General features: G+C 56.6%; 12 protein-coding genes and 1 riboswitch. Of the genes, 8 read left to right on the top strand and 4 right to left on the bottom strand.

Translation table 11 applies throughout. The annotated features are described in order from the left end of the window. Window positions 1-175 precede the first annotated feature (175 nt). The 8 genes from VK70_RS01695 (at window position 176) to VK70_RS01730 (ending at window position 16126) form a co-directional block, all read left to right on the top strand. Window positions 176-1432 carry a TRAFAC clade GTPase domain-containing protein gene (locus VK70_RS01695; protein WP_025698245.1) on the top strand — a complete coding sequence of 419 codons (1257 nt, stop codon included), beginning with the start codon at window positions 176-178 and terminating at the stop codon, window positions 1430-1432. Window positions 1433-1435: 3 nt separating this feature from the next. Next, window positions 1436-4528, top strand: coding sequence for a GAP1-N2 domain-containing protein (locus VK70_RS01700; RefSeq protein WP_052755973.1), 3093 nt, complete (start codon window positions 1436-1438; stop codon window positions 4526-4528). A 94-nt stretch (window positions 4529-4622) separates the two neighbouring features. After that, a riboswitch (cobalamin riboswitch) is annotated at window positions 4623-4813 on the top strand. 267 nt (window positions 4814-5080) lie between these two features. Next, window positions 5081-9604, top strand: a complete 4524-nt coding sequence (locus tag VK70_RS01705) for an S-layer homology domain-containing protein (protein WP_052755974.1) — start codon at window positions 5081-5083, stop codon at window positions 9602-9604. A 399-nt stretch (window positions 9605-10003) separates the two neighbouring features. Further along, window positions 10004-10894 carry a DUF4430 domain-containing protein gene (locus VK70_RS01710; protein ID WP_052755975.1) on the top strand — a complete coding sequence of 297 codons (891 nt, stop codon included), beginning with the start codon at window positions 10004-10006 and terminating at the stop codon, window positions 10892-10894. After that, a complete protein-coding gene (locus tag VK70_RS01715; protein ID WP_081755035.1) occupies window positions 10846-11832 on the top strand; it encodes an energy-coupling factor transporter transmembrane component T in 987 nt (328 codons plus the stop codon). Before VK70_RS01710 ends, VK70_RS01715 begins: the two co-directional genes overlap by 49 nt. After that, entirely contained in the window at window positions 11748-13598 is a 1851-nt protein-coding gene (locus VK70_RS01720) for an ABC transporter ATP-binding protein (protein WP_051505226.1), read from the top strand. The genes VK70_RS01715 and VK70_RS01720 overlap by 85 nt, the downstream gene beginning before the upstream one ends. After that, window positions 13571-14254: an ECF transporter S component gene (locus VK70_RS01725; RefSeq protein WP_046722703.1), complete on the top strand. Its 684-nt coding sequence runs from the start codon at window positions 13571-13573 to the stop codon at window positions 14252-14254. Before VK70_RS01720 ends, VK70_RS01725 begins: the two co-directional genes overlap by 28 nt. A gap of 165 nt (window positions 14255-14419) precedes the next feature. Further along, entirely contained in the window at window positions 14420-16126 is a 1707-nt protein-coding gene (locus tag VK70_RS01730) for a methyl-accepting chemotaxis protein (RefSeq protein ID WP_025697175.1), read from the top strand. A 132-nt stretch (window positions 16127-16258) separates the two neighbouring features. Here the strand turns inward: VK70_RS01730 and qoxD are convergent, their stop codons facing one another. From qoxD to qoxA, 4 genes are read right to left on the bottom strand one after another with little or no spacing between them, the layout of a single operon-like run. After that, on the bottom strand, window positions 16259-16552 hold the full coding sequence (gene qoxD / locus VK70_RS01735) for a cytochrome aa3 quinol oxidase subunit IV (RefSeq protein WP_025697177.1): 294 nt from the start codon (window positions 16550-16552) through the stop codon (window positions 16259-16261). Window position 16553: 1 nt separating this feature from the next. Continuing rightward, on the bottom strand, window positions 16554-17150 hold the full coding sequence (gene qoxC / locus VK70_RS01740) for a cytochrome aa3 quinol oxidase subunit III (protein WP_025697179.1): 597 nt from the start codon (window positions 17148-17150) through the stop codon (window positions 16554-16556). Then, window positions 17147-19096: a cytochrome aa3 quinol oxidase subunit I gene (qoxB, locus tag VK70_RS01745; RefSeq protein WP_025697181.1), complete on the bottom strand. Its 1950-nt coding sequence runs from the start codon at window positions 19094-19096 to the stop codon at window positions 17147-17149. The genes qoxC and qoxB overlap by 4 nt, the downstream gene beginning before the upstream one ends. Before the next feature lie 39 nt (window positions 19097-19135). After that, entirely contained in the window at window positions 19136-20047 is a 912-nt protein-coding gene (qoxA, locus tag VK70_RS01750; RefSeq protein WP_025697183.1) for a cytochrome aa3 quinol oxidase subunit II, read from the bottom strand. Window positions 20048-20343: the final 296 nt, after the last annotated feature.

The raw sequence follows: 20343 nt of genomic DNA on the forward strand, positions 1-20343 counted from the left end.
TAGGGCTATTTTGAAATATAACGTACCTGCGTTTTGAAAAGACGCCGTCAGGCGTTTCTTCTTAAAATATAAGAAAGTATAAGCTTCGCGCTTAGCATTTGCCTTATATTTCTACGAGAAACGATACCGTCCCTAACAGGACGGCGCAGCCGTTTCTTCTTGGGAGGGAGAATATATGTCCTTTTTCAGCCGCTTTTTAAAAAAGAATCAGCCGCAGCCGCGCCCGCTTTTTTATGATATTGTATGCCCGTACTGCTTCAGCAAATTTGCTCCTTCGGACGTGGTCTTTCGGGCCGCGCACAGCCGGGATGACGATGAAGATTACGCGCTGGGCGAAGACGATGTGCTCAATAAATACCGCGAGCGGTTCGGACTCGATTCGGTGGACGATCTCGAAGCGATCATTCCGCCGTCCGACATTCCGGAGGAGCATCATCATTATACCGATCATGTGCTGACCGGACTTACCGACCGCTACGGAAAGCTTACCCGCAGACGTCTCTGCCCACACTGCCACAACGAGCTGCCGGTGACCGCGGGGAAGGTGCCGAGCAACATCATTTCGATTATTGGCGCATCTCAGGTCGGCAAATCGGTCTACATGACCTCGCTGATCCACACGCTTCAGCATACGACGGCCGGACATTTCGACGCGGCCTGCATGCCGCTGAACGCCGAAATCAGCCGCAAATTCCGCAGTTTGTACGAGGACCCGCTGTTCGAGCGCGGTGATCTGCTGTCTTCGACCCAGAAGGAGAAGATGCAGGAGCCGTTTATTTTTCAATTCGTGTTCAAGAATGAGGAGAAGCCTCCGCTGACGCTCGTCTTCTTCGATGTCGCGGGAGAGGGCATGGTCGATCAGGACTACCTCGGGCTGCACGGCCAGCATATCAAGAATTCGGCGGGCATCCTGTTCATGGTCGATCCGCTGCAAATTCGTTCAATCCGCGAGAAAATCCACATCAACATTGGCGACCGTCCCGGCGAATGGGTCTCGCAGTATGATGAGCCGCGCGACGTGGTGCTGACGATGTTCGGCGATTTCATCGCCTATCAGGAGAAGAGCAGAACGGATATTCCAACCGCCGTTGTACTGACCAAGAGCGATATGCTGCACTCGCTGAAGGACGAGGACGGGGATTACATTAAAGCGAACAGCAACGTATTCAACAATTACGTTCACCGCGGGACGCTGAATATGGACGAGGTCGGCAATATCGACGGCGAGATCAGCTATTTTATCGGGAAGGTGGACCGTCCGTTCAAGGATACGATGGATGTGTATTTCTCCAATACCGCCTACTTCGCGGTTTCGGCACTTGGCAGCAATCCCGTCGATCAGAAAATCGAAGGCGTCGTCAGCCCCATCCGGGTGGATGAACCGTTCCTGTGGCTGCTGCACAAGCTGAAATTCATCGAGGGGAGCGATTAAGCGGTGAGTATTCATTCGGAAGCCGGCATCGCCCAGCAGATGTACACCCGTGAACGGCGCGGTGTCTACCGCTCCACTGAGGGTTTTGACACGGTGGCGAAGTCGGAGAGTCTGGACAATAATTTTGTCAAAAAAATCCTGCACCCCTTCTGCCTGTACGACGCTCCGGCGGAGCTGGCCGCAAAAGGCGAGAAGGACGAGTCGCTGTATCCGCCCGCGCTGCATCTGTTCCATCTCGAGAGCGGGGAGACCGTGCTTGGGCAAAGCGTCTTCCAGGCGGCGGATTTCACGGGTCTGCGCAGCGCTTTTTTCACCCACAACTATGTTCTTCCCGCCTCGCGAGCCGAAGAAATCGTCCGGGATTACGGCGGTTATCTGCACGCGGACTTTGCGAATGGGTTCAGTGGAGAACCGGGGGAAGCCCTGCCGGTGCTAAGCGGCATTCCGGTACCGCGCCGAAATCGCCCAAGGCCGGCGGAAGTCTTGAAATCGCTGGGCATTAGCGAGGAAATGTTCAAAAGCCTGCTCCAGGCGGTCATGCAATCGGTGTCCGGCAAAAAGAAGATCTACATATCGCTGAACACGCCCGTAAAGGAGCTGTCCGCACGGGCAGCCGATTTGACCGAAGTGCTGCTGTGCTGTCTTCCGTTTGAATTCCGGCGCAGACTCGGGGTCATCACATATGCGAAGGAGCCGCAAAGCCGTAAATACATCCACCTGACGTTCGTGGAGACAGGCTCGCTGCGCCCCGGAGACCGGGCGACGGAGAAGGATTTTATCTTCGATTTCGCCGCCGGACGGACGCTGAACGCGGATTTTGCCTCCGCTCCGCAGCCATTTCTGGAGCTTGCCTGGGAGCTGCTGCGCGAACCCAAGGCTGCAGAAGATTTTGCCGTGTTTGCGGATATTATGCTGGGGGGAACGAGCGCGGAGCGGAAGCTGTCGCTTGGGGCTTATAACGAGCTGGCTGTTTTTTACCGGATTGAGCAGGGAAATGAAGCTTTATATACGGAGAACAAAAGCGCTGTGCTCAGCGGGCTGCTGGGCTATCTGGATGGAGAAGGAGCGCTGGAATCGAAAATCCGGCTAAATGATCTGTTCCTGGAGCGCTTTGACCGCGAGTTCGATGCCGTGCGGCAGAAAAACATTCCGGAGAAGGCAGTGCTGGAGAGCTTCCGGGACTACTTTTCGCTGAAGGGACATAACTACCGGACGCGCATTGTGGATTATTTCATCAACGGGATGCTGAACGCGCAAAATGCGGGCCGCGTGGATGCGCTGTCGGCGGCGTACAGCGTGATTGAAAGCAGCGGGGAACTGGCCGCCGCCTTTTTCGGCAAGCTGCTGACGACGCCGGTCTTTGCCCGGCTGCTGTTCCAGCCTTATGTGGAACTTAGGCTTGCATCCGCCGCGAGAGCTGCGGACCTGCTGGAATTTGTCGTGCATTGGGACAGGTTCATGCCGGAAGCGCTGGGACAGCCTGCCGTCGTTGACAGCCTTAGGGACTATTTGCCCGAGAAACTGGCGCGGGAACGCGATCCTGTTGCGGCTGTGGCGGCGATCCATGATTACATCGAGCAAGCGGAGAAAGACCGCCGCCGGAGGGGCGGAATCCGCCCGGAAGCGTTGGCGCTTCAGAAGGAGCTGGCCGCTGCGGCGGACCGGTATCTGCTGGACCGGCTTTCGCTTGACGACATTACCGAGGAGCAGCTGCTAGAGCTGTCGTTCGTCCGTTTTTCGCTTGATATGGGCGAGTGGGACCCGCCGCTTGATCTGCAGAGCAGACGGAAGGCGAACGTGCTCCGCGCGGCGTACCGCTGGTTCGGTGAAGAGAATCCGGACGAGCATATTTTTGACGGGTTGTCCCCGCAGGAGATGGATGATGTGCAGCTACTCGGACGGCGCTGGCTGAAGGAGGGCCGGGGTGCGGAGCCGTTCGCCCGCCTGCCGCTTGCCTTTTACCACAGCCGTTCCCGCGAGGGAGGGCCGCTGGAGTATGTCGCGCTGCTGGAGCATATCCGCCGCAATGCGGATGGCGATAAGGAGGCGGTGTACCGCTTCCTGGCCTGGTCGCAGGACAGTCCGCTATTTTCCATTTCCTCCAAGAAGCTTCATCCAGGCTACCGGCGGGCGATTCTGAAATATTTTGCGGGCCATGACCGTGATGCGTTCAAGAACCGCGATTTCCGTAAAAATTACATGGCCGCAGCCGGACCCGCTCTGCAAGGCGTATACGGCGAAGCCCGGTCGCAGGCAGCCTCGCCGCTCGCGCAGTGGGTACGCCGCAGCCGGTCTCGGCTGATGCTCCTCGGAACGGCCGTCATCTTTCTACTGGCCGCCGGAGTTCTGGCCGCCAGCTTGCTGAAAGGCGGCGGAGACGAAGCCGCTCCGGCAGCCTCGCCGGAGCCTTCCCCTTCGCAGGGGGCGGGGATCGTAAGTTATCCCGAAGCCGCCGCGTATCTTGAGCAAGGCGACGGTAAGGGCGGAAGCTCACTGATGTTCGCCTTCGCCTCTGCAGACGCCTGCCGAAAGTTTAACCCTGCGGAGATTAAAGTGGATTCCGGTGCAGGAAAGGCTGTCATCTATAAAGTTGGCGGTCTGGACCATAGCTGTGGGGCTCCGGAATCCCCAGCTCCTTCGGGCGCTGCGGACGCGGGGGATTCAAGCACAGCAGGCGGTGCGGTTGCGGCAGCAGACGGAAGCGGCGGAACAGGTGGGAATGGAACGGATGGAAATCCGGCGGACGCAGAGACCCATGCGGAAGGAGCGGCATCCGGCGGAGCGTCTTCGCCTGCTTCGGCTGCTCCAACGGATTCTATGGAAGATGCGGCCGGAGCAGCCGGTTCGCCGTCACCGTCAGGGGAGCCGCTTGCCGCTTCAAGCACGCCGGTATCTCCGCTCCCATCTGATAACGGCTCCGCATCGCCAGAACCTGCGCCATACCAGGTGAGGGTAACGCTGGTATCTTCCCCCAAGCTGACTGCCGGAAGCATGATTGAGGCCGAAGATTACACGCTGGTTCTGAAGGATGATCCGCGTGCGGCATCATCTCCGGCGGCTTCCGCAAGCGCGAGCCCGAGCCCGGCGGCGAAGTAACGAGTACGCTTCCCGTTTATTTTTCACGGCTGAATGGCTGGCAATGTATGGACAACCCCTACGATAACCGATATGATATAGATTGCCTAAAATTTAATAGAGTCTTAAAAAAGGTGCGGGCCTAGAAAGCCCGCTTAAAAGGGAAGCCGGTTGAAGTCCGGCGCGGTCCCGCCACTGTATATGCGGAGCGATCCTCTGAAATCTGCCACTGTTCATGTAGAACGGGAAGGCGAGAGGGAGCGATGAGGCATGAGCCAGGAGACCTGCCTTTTCTAGTCGAGGCCTGGGTGCCCTTCGGGGGGTGAGGACACCCGGACATTTATGCGCGGCTGATGCTGAGGATGCTATAAGGCATCGGTTCCGGCCCGGATTACGGAAAGACCGTCCCTCTATGGGGCGGTCTTTTTTTGAAATATAAGACTCTATAAGCTTCGCGCCTATCGTTTGGTCTTATATTTTAACGAGAAACGCACCTGCGTCTTAAAAAGACGCTGTCATTCGTTTCTTCTTACTTGAGAGACTCCCATAAATTCAGGAGAAAGAGGTTGAGGAATGAAGAGCAGGATTTCTTCCAAAATGTTTAAGCTGGGAATGGCCTTATTGATGATTTTCTCATTGCTGAGCGCGTCGTTTGCTCCGGGGGGACGGGTGTTTGCCGAGACAGCGGCTGCCAGTTATCAGGAAGCGGGCGTTACGGATGCCTTATACGCTGCGGACGCGGGTTTATCATCACAGCCGGTCAGTGTAACCGATGCCGTCTATTCTGCGGCCGAGTATATTCTGAAGCAGGGCGTAGCCTCGGATTGGCAGGCAATCGGCTTGGCCCAGGCCGGGTATAAAGTGCCGGATTCCTACGGGGCCGCGCTTCAGAATACAGTAAAGAACGCAGGGGGGAATTTCTCCGCAGTAACGGACTACGCCAGAATCGCTTTGGCAGTTAAGGCGATCGGCCAGGACCCGGCGAATTTCGCCGGCAGCAACCTGATTGCGGCCATTTATAACAACGAAGGAATGTCCGGCCAAAGTCTAAACAATCCCGTCTATGGACTAATTGCACTGGATTCCGGCAGCTATACGGTGCCGTCCGATGCAAAATGGACCAGAGACAAGCTCGTTCAAGAGATTCTGTCCGCACAAAATGTTGATGGGGGATTCCCTCTCAACGCCGGAGGACCAAGCGGGCCTGACACTACGGCCATGGCCTTGGCCGCCCTATCTCCATACAAGAGCGAGCCTGCTGTTGCCACTGCGGGGGAAAGAGCGGTACAGTGGCTGTCCGCTCAGCAGAATGCGACTCACGGAGGCTATGGAGACAGCAGCGAAAGCGTCTCGCAGGCGATTATCGGGCTGACCGCATACGGCGTTGATCCAGCCGGTTCCGGCTTCACCAAGAACGGCAGCAATCTGATCAGCCGTTTGATGAGCTTCAGGGTAGCGGACGGAAGCTTCGCCCATACGCTAGGCGGAGGCAGCAACTCTCTAGCAACGGAGCAGGCGCTGCAGGCGCTGGTCGCCTACAACCTGTACAGCCGCGGCGGCGACAGCAACCTGTATGATTTTATCGATAATCCGCCTGCCGTGCACCCGCTAGTCCATGTCACTGTAGCCATCGAAGGACCAACGGCGTCCTTGGGCGAGGGCAGTGTGTACGGCAGCAGCGCTTTGGACGCGCTGAACAAGCTGGCGGAAGACAAGGGAATTGCAGTTGTTAGCAAAATGACCGCTTACGGCGCGTATATTACCGAAATAGCTGGCATCAAAGAGAAGAAGTACGGCGGCTATGACGGCTGGATGTATATTGTCCAGCGCGGCGGTCAATGGGTTAGCGGTTATGCCGCGATTAACGACTTTGCGCTTCAGGACGGAGACCGGCTCTATGTCTATTATGGAGACTATGGTGTCACCCAACTGGTGGATTCCGTAACATTCTCGCCGCTTCAGCCGAAGGAAGGCAAGCCTCTGGAAGTAACGGTTCATAAAAAGACATGGGACTTAAACGGAAATCCTGTAGTCGCGGCGGCTTCTGGCGTCTCCGTCTCCATCGGCGGCAAAACGGCTGTTACGAACGACCAGGGCATAGCGTCCTTTGGAACCGATCTGACGCCCGGAACGCAGGCGCTCCAAATTACCGGCTATCAGGACAATGCCGCGCCGACAGTAGTGCGTTACACCGGGACGGCTGCGGTTCTGCCGAAGGAAGTGCCGGTGTCTTTGGCGGTAGAAGGACCGCAGGGAACGCTTGCAGAAGGCCCGGTAGGTGCATCTAATGCGCTTGAGGCGCTGCAACGGCTGGCTGAAGCCAAACACATTGCGCTGGATATTACGCAATCGTCGTTCGGCAGCTTTATTAGCGGCATTGGCGGAATCAGCGGCGACATGAACAACTGGTGGTCGTTTGTCGTTCAGCGCGGCGGCCAGTGGATTTATCCGAGCGTAGGAATAGGCGACTTCGAACTTCAGGTTTCGGACAAGGTGCTGGTCTATTACGGCGGCTACTCGACCCAGGTTGTCCAATCGTTGGAGCTGTCGCCTTCACAGCCCCAGCCGGGGCAGGATTTTGCGATTAAAGTCAATCAGGTTCAATGGGTGTGGAATAACGCAACCTTCAGTTCTGATCCTGTTACTTCACTGGCTGTAGGCGCGAAGGTAAGTGTTGGCGGACAGACGGCAGAAACGAACGACGAGGGCATTGCTTCATTTAATGCCCTCTCGGCGGGAAGCTATACGGTTGAAGTGACGGGTTACCAGGCGGGCGGTGCGCCAAGTTTGGTGCGATATACGCGGCAGCTGGCCATTTCCGCACCGCCGGCGGTATCCAAGGCGACCCTTTCCGTTGTCGGAGACAGCGCGAGAGGAACGATTCTTCCAAGTACCTCCGTTACCCTAAGCAACGGAGACACTCCTTACAGTCTGCTTGTCCGGACGCTTGGCAGCGGCAAAGTAGGGGCGCGGCCAATTTCGGGAAGCGAATATGTCTATTCGATTGACGGTCTGGCCGAATATGACGGAGGCCCCGAGAGTGGCTGGAAGTATTTCGTCAATGGAAACGAACCGTCTGTCAGCGCCGATAAGTATATGCTTCAGGCCGGAGACGAGGTGCTGTGGAAATATGTCACCTCTTCGTCGGAAACGGCGGTCGGCGGCGCTTCAGGCGCAGCGGGCGTCGCACCTTCGGGTGTGGCGATCACTTCCGCCAATACGCTGCCGCTGAGTCAGGTTGGCGCAACAACGGCTGTCAGCGGCACGCCGATGACGGCGGCGAAATCCGCCGAACTCGGCAAGACGCTGGCGGCGAACAGCGTATCCTTGGCGCAGCTGGCTACACCGGCGGGCGCTGTTCTGAAGGATGCGGCGGGCGAGGTGCAACTGCAAATTCCAGCGGGAGCGGTGGAAGGAGGTGCCGTTACCATCAATGTGCAGGAGCAGCCTTCATCCCGGCCGGAGCTGGTGTCCGGCTTGTACGAATTCACGCCAAACGGAACGAAATTTGCGAAGCCTACGGATTTGTCCATCCAAATTCCCGTTGGTGCGCGCTATCCGCAAAATCTGGCGCTGGCCTGGCTGGATGAAAAGGCCAATCAATGGATTCCGGTTCCGGCTGTGCTGGATCTGTCGACGGGAACGATTACCGGCAAAGTGAGTCATTTTACCAAATATGCCGTAATCGACCGCAGTAAATGGGAGGCAGCCGGAAGTGAAGTGAAAGCCGATATTTCGGCAGCGGCGAAATGGATCTTGTCGGCGGGAGAACTTAGCGACTGGCAGGCCTTCGGCTTGGCCCGTTCCGGCAATGCGCTTCCGTCAGGATATCTGGCAGGTGCGCTGAGACAAATATCGGAGAGCAAGGGCGAATTCCGCAAGGTGACCGATTACGAACGGTTGGTGCTCTCAATCGCCGCTGCTGGCGGAGATCCGAGAAATGCGGCGGGATATGATCTAATCGCCAAAATCTATAATAACAAGAACCTCACGAACCAGGGCAGCAATGGACCAATCTTTGCGCTTCTTGCGCTGGATAGCGGAAACTATTCCGTTCCAGCGGATGCGGCATGGACCAAGGTGAAGCTGGTTCAGTGGATATTGGATGTACAGAACACGGACGGAGGCTTCCCGCTGACTAAGGGCGGCGAGAGCAACGTGGACCTTACCGCGATGGCGGTTGCCGCACTGTCGGCGCACAAGGAAGAAGCCGGCGCGCAGGCAGCCGTCGATAAAGCGGTGGCCTGGCTCTCGGCGCAGCAGCTTGAAGACGGCGGCTACAAGCTGTCCGGCGAAGAGAACAGCGAAAGCGTAGCACAGGTTATCATCGCCCTCTCCGCAGCGGACATTGGACCGGGTGATGTCCGGTTTGTCAAGGCGAAGGGAAGCCTGCTGAGCAATCTGGCAACGTTCAAACGCAGCGACGGCGGCTATGCGCATACGGTGAATGGCGGCAGCAGCGGGCTGGCGACCGAGCAGGCCCTGCTTGCCCTGACGGCGTATGACCTGTATCTGAACGGAAAAGGAAAGCTGTACAGCTTGACGGATGCCCCGGCAGCAGCCGGAATCGTATTCGCCGACGAGCATCAAATCTCAGTATGGGCGCTGTCTTCGGTGCATGAAGCTTTTGACAAAAAGCTGATGGAAGGCGTAGGCGGAGCAAATCCGTCGTTCGCGCCGAAATCGGCGATTACCCGGGCGCAGTTTGCAGCCCTGCTCGTCAGATTAACCGGCAATACGCCTGCCGCTTCTACGGCGGTTTCCGGATTTGACGACGTAAAATCCGATTCATGGTATTATGGATATGTGATGAAAGCCAAAGAGCTTGGCGTAATCGACGGAGTAACGGCTGCTTCGTTCAAGCCGAACCAGTCCGTCAGCCGCCAGGATATGGCGGTAATGATTGCGCGGGCTTACAAGCTGGCTCCTTCGTCCAAGGCATCCTTCAAGGACGGTGCTGTAATCGGCAATTACGCGGTTGACGCCGTGAACGCGGTCACGGAGAAGGGGTACATGACCGGCTTCGCGGGTTCATTTGATCCAAGCGGCGTCGTCACGCGGGAAATGGCGGCGGTTGTGGCGGTCAGACTGCCGTAGTCTGCCGGAGGGAGCCGCTGATGGAGCGGCTGGACGCTGCGATTGTCTGCGGGGGCAGTGCCTCGCGCTTGATCGGCAACCTTAGAAAAGGGCCCGATCTCAGGTAAACCGATGATACAAGCAGGAAAATGTCCCCTTTATTTTTGCTAAAAGGATGTTTACGGTTGATCGAACTGGAAAAACTCCGGTTAATCGGCCGGTTTTCCTTGGTTTCGGGCTAATCCCCCGAATTTAGATGGAGATTTTCCCGTTTGATCTTCCCGGCGGACCTTGTACTGATGGATAAGCGGGAGAAATTCCGCTCTGTCCATTCCGAATGGAATCATACAAGCATTAATACAATGAACGGGGGCGCTCTGCTGCCCTCGTTCTTTCCCTTTAGACGGAGGTGTTCCAATTATGATGTCAATCCGAACAGCGGGCGCCCGCTCCATAGCGCCCCTTCTGCTGGCAGCCGCGCTGCTGCTGGCCGGCTGCGCGCCGGGCCATGACAAGGCGGCGGCAACGACTCCGCCGCCAAGCCCCGCCGCCGGTCAAGCCCCCGGCGGCACCACAGTCCCGGCTTCGGCTCTGCCCGAAGCCGGGACAGGCGCTCCCGGCGCAAGTCCTGCGCCGGGCAGCGCAGCAGCGGCTGCATCCGCCGCTGCGCCAGCCTCGGCCGGGCCTTCCGCTGAAGCGGCCCGGCCAGCGTCTCCCGGCGCTTCGCAGACGCCGGGAGACCGCGCCGCCGCGCCGTCGGCGGCGGCGCAAACCGCCGGGGCCGCTTCGCCCGGCCCGGCGTCCAAGAGCACGCAGCCGCCCACTGCGGCGGCTGCCCCGCAGGCTGCGCCGAAGCCGCCTGCGGCCGTGAAACCGGCCGCCCCGGCGCAGCCGAAGCCTGCGGCGACGGCGGCCAGCCCGTCGCCGTCACCGTCATCCGGCGGCGACCGGCCCGCCGCCGAGCAAGCCGCCGCCGTCACAATGTCCATTGTCGGCGACGATGAGGCGGGGACCATTCTGCCGCCCACCTCGGTAGAGGTAGAGGAGGGCGACAGCGCGCTGGATGTGCTGAAGCGGGTCACCCGGCAGCACAAAATCCAGATGGAATACAGCGGCGCAAGCGCCGCCGGTTACGTTGAAGGTATCAGTAACCTGTACGAGATGGACAAGGGCGCGGAGAGCGGCTGGATGTACCGCGTGAACGGCAAGTTCCCGAGCGAGAGCGCCGGGGCTTACCGGCTGAAGCCGGGAGATACGATCGAATGGCTGTATACGCTCGATATGGGCAAGGATCTGGAAGCCTCAAGATGAGCGGCTTCCGGTCCATGCATCCGGGGGTGGCCGTCGTCTATTACGCCGGGCTGCTGCTGTTCACACTGCTGCTGTTTCATCCGGTATTCCTGATGACCGAAACTCTGGCCCTGCTCAGTCTGATGCTGCTGCAGGGACAGGGGCGGCGGATAGCGGGCAGCCTGGCTTTTTGCCTGATTATCGCTGTTCCCGCCGCCTTGCTGAACCCGCTGTTCTCACACAGAGGAGCCGTCATCCTGTTTTATTTCATGGACCAGCCGATTACCCTTGAAGCCGTGCTGTACGGGCTGATGATGATGGTTGTGCTGATCGCGGTGTTTATTATTTTTCTTTCGTACAACTATACGATAACACCGGATAAATTCATGTACCTGTTCGCATCTGCCGCTCCCAAAAGCGCCCTGCTTGCGCTCATGACGCTCCGCTTCATCCCGCTGTTTCAGCGGCGGCTGCGCCGGATTGCGCTGATTCAGGGCGCGCGCGGCGTTTCGGTCCGCGAGGGCAGTCTGCGCTCGCGCATGGCGGACGGGATGACGCTGCTGAAGACGCTGCTGACCTGGTCGCTGGAGGAAGCGTTGCAGACTGCCGACTCGATGAAAGCGCGCGGGTACGGCATCCGCCGCCGAAGCTCCTATGCGGTACATAGACTTGACCGGAGGGATATTTGGGTCCTGGCGGGGCTGGGAGCCGGCGCACTAGGTACCCTGTGGGGCTGGTCTCAAGGATACGGCCTGCTGATGCTGTATCCCCGGATGAGGCCGCCGGTATTTAGCTGGCAGGAAGCGGTGATGTACGCCGCCTTTTGCCTATTCGCAGGGCTTCCCCTCTGGGTGGAAGGAAAGGAGAAATGGTTATGGAGATCGTCCGCGCGCAGGAGCTGTCCTTCCGCTACCCCGGGGAAGAAAGGGCTTCACTGGACGGGCTATCCTTTGGAATAAAAGAAGGCGAGTTCGTCGTTCTTTGCGGCCCATCGGGCAGCGGCAAAACGACGCTGCTGAGGCATTTGAAGCGGGAGCTGACACCAGTGGGAGAGGGGAGCGGCGCGGTTTTTTACCGGGGCCGGGAGCTTTCACAGCTATCGCCGGAGACTGCGGCCGGGGAAATCGGCATGGTCTTCCAGAATCCGGAGGCGCAGATCGTGATGGAGACGGTATGGCAGGAGCTTGCCTTTTCCATGGAAAATATGGGTCTGTCCCCGTCTGTCATGCGCGGCAGGCTGGCGGAAATGGCCGGGCTGTTCGGTCTGGAGCCTCTGTTGTACAAGCCGGTGCACGAATTGTCCGGCGGGCAGAAGCAGCTTGTCAATCTGGCCTCCGTCCTCCTGCTGCATCCCCGGCTGCTGCTGCTGGACGAGCCGACCTCCCAGCTTGATCCCGTGGCGGCGCGCGAGTTCATTTATTTGCTGCGCCGCCTGAACGAGGAGCTGGCGATGACGGTTATTTTAAGCGAGCACCGTCTGGAAGAAGCGCTGCCGCTGGCGGACCGTGTGCTGCTGATGGAGAACGGCAGGCTTGCGGCTGACGGCAGTCCCCGTGAAATTGTGCGGGCAGCAGGGAGCGGGCTAGGTGAAGGGCGTCACGCCTATCTGCCGGCCGCTTCGCGCCTGTACCTGGCGCTGTCTTCCGGGTCTGCCGATGTACGGCCGGATACGATTCCGCTGACCGTACGGGAGGGCAAACGCTGGCTGGAGTCGGCCATCGAAGAAGAGCAATCGACGCGGCTGGTCTCTGCGACCGGGCCCGCCTCGGGCATTGACCGCCAAGCGACGAAAGCGTCCGGTCCAACTCGGATAGACGCGGACCGGCTGGACCGGCTAGGCGGGAGCAGCATAGGCAACATGCATGAAGAAGTAGGGCCCGGGGAGAACAAGAGGATTGGAATTTCATCCCCCCGGTCCGTTTCCGGCTCTTTCGCGCGGAGGGTCCAGTCATCCCGTGACGGGGAGGCCCTGCTGGAATGCCGGGAAGTAACCTTCCGATATGAGAAGGACGGTCCGGAAATATTGAGGAAGCTGGATTTCTCGCTGCACCGGGGGGAGCTTACCGCTATTCTTGGCGGTAACGGCGCGGGCAAGTCCACACTGCTGCAGCTGATGGCCGGGCTGCTTAAGCCGCAGCGGGGCCGGGCGGCGCTGCCAAAAGGCGTCACCGCAGGCTACCTAGCGCAAAATCCGCTGCTGTATTTCAGCTATGACACGGTGTTAGAAGAACTGCGGCATATGGCGAAGTATGCGGGATTGTCCGTTTCGGAGAGCGAGCGGGAGATTGCCTCGCTGGTGGATGCCTTCGGACTTGGAGGTGTGCTCGGCAGCCATCCGCATGACATCAGTGGCGGCGAGCAGCAGAAGGCGGCGCTGGCTATGGTGCTGCTGCTGCAGCCGGATATTCTGCTGCTGGATGAGCCGACGAAGGGGCTTGATCCCGCCGCCAAGGAGCATTTGGCGGAACTGCTGAGAGCGCTGGCCGATTCCGGAACAAGCGTAACGTTCGTTACGCATGACGTCGAATTTGCGGCGCGGCACGCTTCCCGCTGCGCTATGCTATTTGACGGGAGCATATCGGCGGAAGGGCCGCCGGAGGCTTTTTTCGGCGCGAATTATTTCTATACGACAGCCGTTAACCGGATGGTCCGCGATCGGCTGCCCCAAGCATTAACCGTTGAGGATGTGATGTCACAGTGGCACGAATTCGTTTCCCGGTCCTGATTGCGCTTGGCCTGTTTATAGGCGGGCTCGCGCTGTCCTCCGCGCTCAAGGACCGCCACTATCTGCTGCTGAGCCTGGTGCTGCTCTGCGCCGCGCTGCTTCCAATGTTCCTAAGGCTGGAACGCCGCAAGCTGGAGCCACGGGAGCTGGTGCTGCTTGCCGTTCTTGCCGCGATTGCCGCCGTCAGCCGCATTCCGTTCGCGGCCCTGCCCAGCGTTAAGCCGGTATCGGCCATTGTTATTCTGTCGGCGTACGTATTCGGGGCGGAAGCGGGCTTTCTGATCGGGGCGGTGGCCGCCCTTGTCTCGAATCTGTATTTCGGCCAGGGGCCGTGGACGCCGTGGCAGATGTTCGCCTGGGGGATGGCCGGGCTTACCGCCGGCTGGTTGCGGAACACGCGCTGGATGCGAACAAGACCCGGGCTGCTGCTGTTCGGTTTCATATGGGGATTTTTATTCGGGTGGATCATGAATATTTGGCATCTAATCGGTCTGCCCGATGCTTTCAGCCTGGGACTCGTGGCGACCGTATACACGGCCAGCTTCTATTTCGATTTGGCGCATGCGCTGTCCAACGTCGTCTTCCTGTCCATTTTGGCGGGAGGCTGGATCAAGGTGCTTGAACGTTTTCGCAAAAAATACGGGCTGCTGCGTTAGAGAAATTCTGACGTGTCCATGACAAGCCGGCGGATCATTGATCCGCGCGGCTTTTTTTGTCAAAAATTGTTGTCGATTTTCCTTTTAAAATTATTCATTTTGGAAGGGAGTTCTGCCGATAAAGAATTGTATATGTAAAAAGTCACCCGGAGAGCGAGGATTGCAATGAGAAATTTGAAATTAAAGTACAAAATGGGACTTATTATGCTTATCGCCCTGTTTGCGCTGATCAGTGTGGGAGCAATAGGGATCGTTACCGGTCAGCAGCTGGCGGGCCGTTCTAAAGTGATGTATGAGAAGAACCTGCTGCCCGTTATGTGGTCCGACCAAATTCGGATTAACAACGGTTTGATTGAATCCGATTTGCTGGAGCTTATGATGACGGAAGATGGAGCGGCCAATGGGGATCTTGTCAAGGATATCGAAGCGAAGAAAGCGAGTAATGATGCTCTGTCGAAGAAGCTGCTCAACGTTTCTTTTGGTTCGGCAGAAGCCTTAAATAGATTGAAAGAATACGAATCATTGCTTACGGAGTACCGGAGCCAGCGAGAACGGATCATTAATCTAGCCAAGGCTAACCGCAATGCGGAGGCGTATGCCCTTTTTTCCGGGAATTTCAGCACTCTGCGCAGCAAAATGGTAAATCTGCTCGGCAATGCGGGCAGTCTTCTTCAACAGGATGCCGAGAAGCAGTACGCTGAAGCAACGGCAAAAGCCGAGAGTACACGGAATCTGAATATTGTGCTGATTATTGTCTTTACCCTCCTCACCCAGGCGGGAGCCTACTTTATCGTCCGCATGATTACAAGGCCTTTGGCCGAACTGGGGAAGACCATGGAGCAGGCGGAGCAGGGAGACTTAACGGTTACGGTGGCGTACAGCTCCAAGGATGAAATCGGTCATATCAGCGACTCATTTAACGGCATGGTGGCGAGCCTGCGCCGTATGATGCAGAGCGTGTCGGAAAGTGCGGAGACATTGTCGGCTTCTTCCGAGCAGATGACCGCCAGCGCCGAGCAGACCTCGCTTGCTTCCAATTTGATTGCTTCCACCGCTTCGGAGCTGGCGACAGGGTTTGAAACGCAGGTGTACAGCATAGCCGAGACGAACGCTTCCATTCAGGCGATGTCGGAGGATATCTCGTCGGTGGAGAGCGGGAGCGAGCAGATGTCGGTTCTGATGACGAAGGCGGCGGATTCTGCCGATCACGGAGCGGAACAGGTCAACCGCATTGCGGAGCAAATGACGCAGATCAACACAAACGTGACCGAAACGCAGCAGATTATCGCATCTTTGGCCAAACTGTCCGAGGAAATCAGCGACATCATTACGACGATTAATGGAATTGCAGGGCAGACGAACCTGCTGTCTCTTAATGCTTCAATTGAAGCCGCCAGGGCAGGCGAGGTCGGACGAGGGTTTGCCGTCGTAGCGGGAGAGATCCGGAAGCTGTCCGAGGAGACAGCCAAGAGCTCGGATCATATTACCGGTATTATAACGCAAATCCAGCAGCAGACCGGAGAAGCCGTGGAGTCGATGGCTCAAGGGGCGCGGCTTGCGACAGAGGGTGTGGCCGGCAGCGCCGAAATTTCCGAGGCATTCTCCCAAATCGTAGTTTCCATCCAGGATGCCATCCGGCAGACCGAAAGCATTAATAAAGTGGTAGGACATGTTTCCGAAGAATGCGGAGATTTGGTCGCCGTTATGGAAATGGTGAACGAAATCTCGCAAAAGGGCGGAGCAGGTATTGAGGATGTTAGCGCGTCCACCCAGGAGCAGATGTCGGCAATGGAGGAAATGTCGAGCTCAGCCCGTTATCTGTCTTCGCTCGCGGAGGAACTGCAGAAGAATCTTGCCGGGTTCAAGCTGTAGGTCCGCTGTCGTTAAATGAAATAGGCGGTGATCAGGTCCCGTATGGGCCGGGTCGCCGCCTTTTTTCGCGGCCAAAAAACAAAAGCGCCCCAGCCGCAGCAGCGGCCAAGACGCTTAAAGAGAAAACCCAAATTAACTGTACCAGCCCCACACAAAGATGAAGAGCGTGCCGAAGATGGTGACAAGACCGACGAACAGCGCGTAAGCGATGTTGATGTACAGCTCTTTTTTCGTATCGGCCGATTCCCCGATGTGCATGAACAGGAACAGCTGCAGGGAAGCCTGGATCAGAGCGGTAACAACCAGAATGGCTACATTTGCGGCATGGGAGAAGTCACCGTAAATGACAGCCAGCGCTGCGGCGGAAAGGACCAAAGAGGCGATATAGCCTATCACATGGCGAACGGGAAACAACTGCTTCATCATGTCACATCAGTCCTTTCAGATAGACGAAGCTGAAGATGAAAATCCAGACAACGTCCAAGAAGTGCCAGTACAGCGAGAAGATGAATGATTTATTGGCCGTGGCCGGGTTGATTCCTCTCCGCATGAGCTGGATCATAATCGCCGCGCCCCACAGGAAACCGAAGGTAACGTGGGCGCCGTGAGTGCCGAGCAGTACGAACAGACTGGACAGGAACGCGCTCGTTTGAAGCGTCGCTCCCTCGTGCACGTAAGTCACAAACTCCGTAATTTCGATGCCAAGGAAGCCGAGGCCCATCAGCAGTGTGATGCCGAAGAAGACGAGCATGGCTCGCTTGTATTGATGGCGCATGGCGTGAACGGCCAGGCCGATCGTAAAGGAACTGGTGAGCAGCAGGAACGTCTCAATCAGCACCGGGCCGATCTCGAACAGCTCGCTTCCGCTGGGACCGTCCGCAAAACGGTTCACCAGAACGAAGAATACGGTAAACAGTGTGGCGAACAGCGCAATTTCCGCTCCCAGGAAGACCCAGAAGCCGAATATGCGGTTGCTGTTCTCGTGTGTGCCATACTCAAGCGGTTTGGAGGTATCTACTTTCATACCGTTCCACCCCCCAGTTTCTGTTCTGTCGTGATGACTTTATCAGCAGGAATATAGAAGCCGTGGTCGCGCTCGAAGGACATCGCCGCCAGGACAATCAGAACGCCAATGCCGGCAACAATCGCCGGAATCCACATGCTGAATACCAGGAAGAATCCAAGGAAGAAGAAGACGACGCCAAGGACAAACGGTTTGCCCGTATTGCTCGGCATATGAATCTTCGTGATCGGATCTTCGAACAGCGGCTGCTTGTCGTGCTTCATGGCCCAGAAAGGATCGCGCGATTTGACCTTCGGAACAACCGCGAAGTTGTATTCCGGGATCGGGCTATGGGTCGCCCATTCGAGCGTGCGGGCATCCCAAGGATCGCCGTTCTCGTCGCGCGGCATATAGCGTGTACTCCAGTAAATGTTATACACGAGAATGACGAAGCCGATTGCAAGCCCGAGCGCGCCGGCGAACGAGATCATGTTAAGCGGACCGAAGCCTGTTTCCGCGGAATAGGTGTACATCCGGCGGGTCATGCCTTTGAGGCCGAGAATGAACAGCGGGAAGAACGCCACGTTAAAGGAAATGATGATCCACCAGAAAGCATGCTTTCCGAGACGTTCATTCAGGCGGAAGCCGAACACTTTAGGGAACCAGTAGTGGAAGCCCGCGATAACGGCGAATACGGCGCCCGGAATCAGAACGTAGTGGAAATGCGCGACCAGGAACATTGTGTTATGGTACTGATAGTCGGCGCTGGCCATGGCCAGCATGACGCCGGTAACGCCGCCGATCGTGAAGATTGGAATGAAAGCGAGCGAGTAGAGCATCGGCGTCGTGAAGCTGATCCGGCCTTTTCGCAGGGTGAACAGCCAGTTGAATATCTTGACCCCGGTCGGCACGGCAATGGCCATCGTCGTAATCGAGAAGAAGCCGTTGACCATTACGCCTTGACCCATCGTGTAGAAGTGATGCGCCCAGACGAGAAAGGACAGCAGGGAGATAATCAGCATACTGGCCACCATCGAGGTGTAGCCGTACAGATTTTTCTTGGAAAAGGTTGCGATAATTTCACTGTAAATACCGAAGGCCGGCAAAATAACGATATAAACCTCCGGATGGCCCCATACCCAGAACAGGTTGGCCCAGAGCATATCCATGCCGCCGTTGGCCATGGTGAAGAACTGGGAGCCGAACAAGCGGTCGAACATCATCAGCGCCAGCGCCACGGTCAGAACCGGGAAGGCGAAGACGATGATAACGTTCGTAATCAGTACGGACCAGGTAAACATCGGCATGCGCATCAGCTTCATGCCCGGCGCGCGCATCTTCAGAATTGTTACGATAAAGTTGACGCCTGTCATCAGCGTACCGATACCGGAAATCTGCAGCGCCAGCGAGTAGTAGTTATTGCCGACCGTCGGGCTGAACTCCAGACTCGCCAGCGGGAAGTAGGCGGACCAGCCGGCATCCGGCGACCCGCCGATGACGAACGAAATATTGAGCAGCATGGCTCCGAAGAAAAAGAGCCAGAAGCTGACCGCGTTAAGACGCGGGAAGGCGACGTCGCGCGCGCCGATTTGCAGCGGCACAACGACGTTCATAAGACCGATAATAAAAGGCATAGCCATGAACAGAATCATAATGAGACCGTGGGTCGTAAAGACCTCATTGTAATGCTGCGCGTCGAGAAATTTCATGTCCGGCGCGGCGGTTTGCAGACGCATCATCAATGCGTCGATGCCTCCGCGGAAGAGCATGAGCAGGGCGGCCAGAATGTACATGACGCCGATCCGCTTGTGATCCACGGTGGTTAGCCATTCCCGCCACAGCCATCCCCATTTTCTAAACACGGTTAAACCCACGACAATCCCAATCGAGACGAGGGCAATGCTGATCATGGCCCCGTAGATCAGGGGTTCGCCGTGAACCTTGAATTTTTCCAAATCAAAATTCATTGGGAGGACTCCTTTCAGGTTGTTCAAGTAAGTCTGGAATTAGTTGCTCTGGTGCGAATGTTCATCAGTACTCATTTCCATATTGCTGTGATCCATATTGCTGTGATCCATATCCATATGCTCGCTGTGTTCTGCCGGAGGAGGACTGAAGGTCAGATGTGTGGACGAGAACGTTTCGCGTCCTACATGGGCCGCAGCCAGCAGCGATTTGAACTTGTCTTCCGTAAGCTGAGAAGCGGTACTCTTGACGTCTTTTACCCATTTGTCATAGTCGTCGCTGCTCATCGAGGTTGCTGTGAACTCCATTTGCGCATAGCCCTTGCCGCTGAAGTTCGTATTTCTTCCGAGAAAATCGCCCTGAGTTTCCGCAACGAGATTCAGATAAGTGGTCATATCGCTCATCGCGTACTTTTGTCCGGCGAGCTGCGGAATCCAGAAACTGGTAATCGGTCCGAAAGAGTACAGTCTGAATTCAACCGGACGATTTACAGGGAAGTTCACGTAGTTTACCGTTTCAATGCCTTCCTCAGGATAGCTGAAATGCCACTTCCAGTTGGAGGACGATGCGTAAATGACCAGCGGCTTCTGATCCTTGTAGTCTGCCGGAACGTTCTCCACCGCGTGCGTCGTCTTGACGGTTACTACCGACAGGAAGGCGACGATGATGATCGGAATAGCGATCCAGGTTGCTTCCAGCCATATATTTCCTTCTTCATGCGGAGGAATATACCCTTCGTTGCTTTTTTTTGCACGGTACTTCACCAACATGATAATGTAGAGAATGTAGACCACGGCCAGGACGCCGAGCATCACCAGAATCGACAGGATGATCGTGTCGGACAGCGTTTTTGCCGCCGGACCCTGCGGATTCAGAACGGTAAGCGAACTGCATCCGGGCAGCAGCAGGAAAAGGCTGAAAAACATTGCGTATAACGGCCCTTTTTTGTTCATGATAAACTCCTTCCTTTAATACTAGTTTCATTAACCGGAATACAATAACCTCTATCTATATTAAAAATTCCTTAAAGGGAATGCAAAATACACAATATAGTCCTATATCCATATAAATCCTATATAATGGCGATTTATTTAATTTTCTGTGTAAAAATTGTTACAAAAAGACGTAAGCTATGATATAAATCACTGTCACTATGCGGTTTTCGGGATATTCTATAAAGTTCAAACTTTGTTCATAATTTCACTATTGTTGCTAACTTTGTCACAAATATAATCGCCTGCCGCACCGC

Origin of the sequence: Paenibacillus durus ATCC 35681 (assembly GCF_000993825.1) — a bacterium.
Lineage (GTDB): Bacteria > Bacillota > Bacilli > Paenibacillales > Paenibacillaceae > Paenibacillus_AQ > Paenibacillus_AQ durus_B.

What these genes read in the sequence shown, in the direction of transcription:
- VK70_RS01695 (WP_025698245.1), top strand. Translation starts at nt 176, where the DNA reads ATGTCCTTTTTCAGCCGCTTTTTAAAAAAGAATCAGCCGCAGCCGCGC.
- VK70_RS01705 (WP_052755974.1), top strand. Translation starts at nt 5,081, where the DNA reads ATGAAGAGCAGGATTTCTTCCAAAATGTTTAAGCTGGGAATGGCCTTA.
- VK70_RS01710 (WP_052755975.1), top strand. Translation starts at nt 10,004, where the DNA reads ATGATGTCAATCCGAACAGCGGGCGCCCGCTCCATAGCGCCCCTTCTG.
- VK70_RS01715 (WP_081755035.1), top strand. Translation starts at nt 10,846, where the DNA reads ATGGCTGTATACGCTCGATATGGGCAAGGATCTGGAAGCCTCAAGATG.
- VK70_RS01720 (WP_051505226.1), top strand. Translation starts at nt 11,748, where the DNA reads ATGGAGATCGTCCGCGCGCAGGAGCTGTCCTTCCGCTACCCCGGGGAA.
- VK70_RS01730 (WP_025697175.1), top strand. Translation starts at nt 14,420, where the DNA reads ATGAGAAATTTGAAATTAAAGTACAAAATGGGACTTATTATGCTTATC.
- qoxD (WP_025697177.1), bottom strand. Translation starts at nt 16,552, where the DNA reads ATGATGAAGCAGTTGTTTCCCGTTCGCCATGTGATAGGCTATATCGCC.
- qoxC (WP_025697179.1), bottom strand. Translation starts at nt 17,150, where the DNA reads ATGAAAGTAGATACCTCCAAACCGCTTGAGTATGGCACACACGAGAAC.
- qoxB (WP_025697181.1), bottom strand. Translation starts at nt 19,096, where the DNA reads ATGAATTTTGATTTGGAAAAATTCAAGGTTCACGGCGAACCCCTGATC.
- qoxA (WP_025697183.1), bottom strand. Translation starts at nt 20,047, where the DNA reads ATGAACAAAAAAGGGCCGTTATACGCAATGTTTTTCAGCCTTTTCCTG.